The 4088-nt window shown below is 62.9% G+C and carries 5 protein-coding genes; all 5 read right to left on the bottom strand.

Features of this window, described 5'->3' with window-relative positions:
* Nucleotides 1-185 precede the first annotated feature (185 nt).
* Nucleotides 186-1589, bottom strand: a complete 1404-nt coding sequence (locus SFLMC1_RS00025; RefSeq protein ID WP_226814281.1) for a polysaccharide deacetylase family protein — start codon at nucleotides 1587-1589, stop codon at nucleotides 186-188.
* A gap of 72 nt (nucleotides 1590-1661) precedes the next feature.
* Nucleotides 1662-2417 (bottom strand): PRC-barrel domain containing protein, encoded by a 756-nt coding sequence (locus SFLMC1_RS00020; protein ID WP_152074499.1) that lies wholly within the window; start codon nucleotides 2415-2417, stop codon nucleotides 1662-1664.
* A complete protein-coding gene (locus SFLMC1_RS00015) occupies nucleotides 2417-2806 on the bottom strand; it encodes a YtxH domain-containing protein (protein WP_152074498.1) in 390 nt (129 codons plus the stop codon). Before SFLMC1_RS00015 ends, SFLMC1_RS00020 begins: the two co-directional genes overlap by 1 nt.
* 136 nt (nucleotides 2807-2942) lie before the next feature.
* Entirely contained in the window at nucleotides 2943-3776 is an 834-nt protein-coding gene (locus tag SFLMC1_RS00010) for a cyanophycin synthetase family protein (RefSeq protein WP_222838003.1), read from the bottom strand.
* A 24-nt stretch (nucleotides 3777-3800) separates the two neighbouring features.
* Nucleotides 3801-4088: transporter associated domain-containing protein (locus tag SFLMC1_RS00005; protein ID WP_315984656.1), on the bottom strand; the 288-nt coding region annotated here is incomplete at its 5' end.

The raw sequence follows: 4088 nt of genomic DNA, 5'->3' as shown, positions 1-4088 counted from the left end.
CATTGGGGACGTTCTTTAATGACTAGTCGTCGGGGACACTCTTTGCGAGCGGCAGAAAAGGACCGTCCCAAACTGCCGGCAAAAAAGGAACATCCCCAAGTGCCGGCCGTTGGGGACAGTCCCCAAGTGCTGAGTTTTCGCAAGACTGTCCCACATGGCTAGTCGTTTAAGCACGTCCCCAATGACTACTCTGTGGTGTCGTCCTTGGGGAGTTGGGGAAACACGGCGTTTTTGGGCATGGAAACCTTGGTAAGCGAGGTGAGCTTTTTGCTCAATGCCGTGTCCGTCTTGACCAGGTCGCTGAGCGTCACGATCTTGTAGCCGTCGGCGACAAGGCCATCGATAATCTGCGGCAGCGCCTCGAGCGTCTGCTCGACACACTCATCGCTATCGGTGAGCAGCACAATATTGCCCGGCGTCACCGAGTCGAGCACGGTCGATACTTGCTCGTCAGCGCCGTTGAGCAGCCAGTCGCCCGAATCGATATTCCACGAAACCACGGCGGACACCAGGTCCATCGAGTCGATCCAGTTTTGCTCGTCAAACGCGGCGTAGGGAGCACGCAGCAACATCGTCTCGACGCCGGTCGCCGACTTAATCGCTTCGGTGCCCTTCGTGATCTGCTTGCGTACCGTCTCGCGATCCTCGCCCTTGAGCGAATCATCGCTGTAGCTGTTGGAGCCGATCTCGCACCCGGCATCGACAATCGCTTTGGCAGGAGCGGGCGAGGCTTCCGCGGCATCGCCCGAAAGGAAGAATGTCGCCGTGACGCCCTTTTCCTTGAGCACCTGCAAGATCTGCTTGGTCGCACCGCTCGGACCCTCGTCAAATGTCAGGGCCACGTACTTTTCGTTGCCCTTGGGCGCTACGCTTGCGCACTCGACTACGCAGTCGGTGGCGGGCACGACCTCGCCGCGGTCCTGCGTCTTGCCCGACTGCTCGCCGACCCATACCTCAGAGCGGCCCCGAACACCCCAGGTTTTGACGTACTCAATGGCACCCGTGCCCTCGACCTTAAGCTTTGGCTCGACAGTCTTGGCCTGGACCTCGTGCTTTTCGTACGCGTTGCGGCCGTCCTTAACCGTCACCTTCTCCCCACCCGTAAGCTCGCGACTATCCCATTTGCCTTGCTTCACGCGCTTGCCGTCGACCTTCACCGACAGCTTTTCGCCGCCATGGCGCTTGAGCACGCTGTCGTCGACGGCCAGCAGATCGCCGGCATCGTACGTTTCGGTCAGGCTTTGATCGTCGATAAGATTCTGCAACGTAGAGCCCACGCGCACCGCGGTCTTTTGCCCGTTGAGTTCCACGTCCACGCTGCGGTTGACGTAGCCCACGACGGCAGCGATAAACAGCACGAGCGCGCAACCCACGGCGATGAGCGCATAGGGCAGGTGGGACGGTCGGCGCGGCGAGCGCCCGTTGCCGATGCGCGCACTGCGATCGCTAAACCCACGGCTATGGTTGAGGTACATCGCGCCGGGCTTACGGCGACGTTGACGCTGACCGCTGGGCAGCTGCCCCAGGTCGCGGCGCGCCGTCGGACGCGCACCTGAGCGCCCGTTTAAGTTAGATCCGTTTTGGCGCATGTGCGCTCCCCCATAAACACAGCGAGCCGGAGCAACATGTCTCCGGCTCGCCTCCCATCATTTGGTACGTCGCTATTTGCTAGCTTTTGACGAGCTCCCGCTCGCCTTTTGATATTCGTCCTTAAAGGCCTTGAACATACCGCGCGTCTTGCCGAGCTGCTTGCCCAGTGCACGGCTGCCCTTGTCCACGGCAACCGATCCCTTGTCATCGAGCACCTTGGCGCCCTTCTTGACCTTATCGCCCACCACGACACCGGCCTCGGCAGCCCTGGCGGCCACGCCGCCCGAATACCCGAGCGCCTTGACCTCGTCCGAGACAATCATCGCGCCGTTCTCGTAGCCGCGCAACATCGTCGGCGGCACCTGCGTGTCGCCCACCAGCACGCTCGAAGCGGCACCGGCGGTCACGTAGAACATCTGCACAATACCCGAGCGCGGCTTGAACTCAACGTCCGAGCAGTAGCCCACGACATCGCCCGATTCCGTGCGCACATCCATACCAACCCAGATGATGCAATCGTCCAGGTTGATATCGAGGCGCTTGGCTGCGGCGGCATCATAGGTGCCCTTGACGTCGTCGACCGCGACAGCACCCTCATAGACGCCGATGGCATCGAGGGCCACAAAGCGGTCGGGGCGCTCGATCATGCCCGCGATATCGGACTGGCGGACCATAAAGCCCACCACGCGCGTGCCGCCCGGGGTAAAGACGGGAAAGTGAATCTTGCCGAGCTTTTTAGGGCTGCGCGGCGTGCCGTCCTTTTTGGTGCGCTTGTCTTCGGCAGGCTTGCGATAAACCTTGACGCCGACAAAATCCCCTGCGCGCATTATGCCTCGGTCGAGGGCTCCGTGGCCTCGGTGTCAGCCTCAGTGACGTTCTCGACCACGACGTCGGCAGCGGGCGTCACGTTGCCGCCCGAGATGGCGTTGTTGAGCTGCTCGCGAAGCTGATCCATGCGCTCGCGGGCCAGGTCGACCTTGGCGCGCAGGTCATCGGTCTTGGCGTCGACCATCGGACCAAAGTCGTTGACCGCGGCGCGGGCCTCCTCGGCACCGTGCTCGTAGGTGTCACGCATGTTGTCCCAGGCATCGTTGGCGATATCGGCGGCCATGGCGCGAGTCTCGGCACCCGAGCGCGGGGCCAGAGCAACGCCGATGATAGCGCCGGCGGCAGCACCAAAGAGCGCACCGGAGACAAAGCTGAAAGTCTTTCCCATGATCATTCCTCTCCTGCGGGCACCTCGATGCCCACCGTTTGAATGCTGTCCATTATACCCGCAGCGCAACACTTGCCGTCGCGCTCATCTGCGTACGGTAAAAGCGCAGGAACATGATGGTGATAAGTGAGCGAACCTACTCCTGCGGCATGGCCGGCATGGCCACCGTGGCGGCCGGGTCTTCGCCGGCGCCGTCAACGAGCGGCAGGTTGCCCTCGTGCGCCGAGCCGGACGGAGCCGTTGCCGCACCACCAAAGACGGCCGCGGGGGCCTCGTGGTTCTCGGCGACCGCACCCTCGGTATCGATTGGCATCTGCGGCTCGTCGTCAAAGCTCGGGACGCCTTGGGGCTCCGCAGACTCGGGCTCAGCAGGCGCCTCGGCAACAGGCTCAGTGTCGGCGTCGGCAGGAGCGTCGCCCTCGGGCGCATCCTCGGCCACGTCCTCGCCGTTCGCAGCGGCGACGGCCTCGTGCGGGTCCTTGCCCTCGGCCTCGGCGCGCATGCCCAGCACCAGGTTGCGCAGGCCCGCGACCGTGCCTTCCACGTCGGGGGCCGGCTGGTCGGCGTGCAGGTACGCCCAGTCCATCATAAAGGTCGCCGACGACAGCGCGCCAATGGCCAGCGCGTCATCGGGACACGAAAGCTCGACCTCAAAGACACGCTCGTCATGCTCGCTCACGCGCGTGCGACCGCACGAGATGCTGCCGGCAAGACCGGTCTCGTTCATGAGCTCGACCGTCACGTGCTCCAGCAGGTGGCAAAGCTCGGTCTGGCCCATGCAGTCCTGGAACTCGCGACCCGAATCGCCCAGGCACAGATGCTTGGCAATCGCGGGTACCAGGTAGTACACGCGCGCCGTGGCCTCGATATCCTCCGAGGTCATGAGCGGCATGCCGGGGTTCACCAGCACGTGCGCACAAATCTTGTCCTCGCTGACGGTGACCTTAAGGATGTTGAACAGGCCTGCCATAACTCTCCCCTACTCGTCCTTGCCCTACTCGTCGCCGTCGTGCGGATCCGCAGAGCCCGCACCCGACGCCGCCGGCTTCTCTGCCGCGGGCTCGGAATCCTTCTTATCGGTTTCGGCCGGAGCGATCACGCGAATGAGCGAGATGCGCTGGCCACGCATCGACTGTACCTTGAACTTGAACCCTGCGACCTCAAACACCTCTCCGATGTCGGGCACCGAGTCGCAAAGCTCCAAAATCCAGCCGGCGATGGTCTCATAATCATCGCTTTCCTCGAGCGGCCAACCAAGCTCAATCGCGTCATCGCACGAAAA

The organism is Collinsella aerofaciens (genome assembly GCF_901212495.1).
GTDB lineage: Bacteria > Actinomycetota > Coriobacteriia > Coriobacteriales > Coriobacteriaceae > Collinsella > Collinsella aerofaciens_H.
The sequence above is the reverse complement of the archived record's forward strand: the minus strand, read 5'-3'. Positions and strand labels throughout refer to the sequence as shown.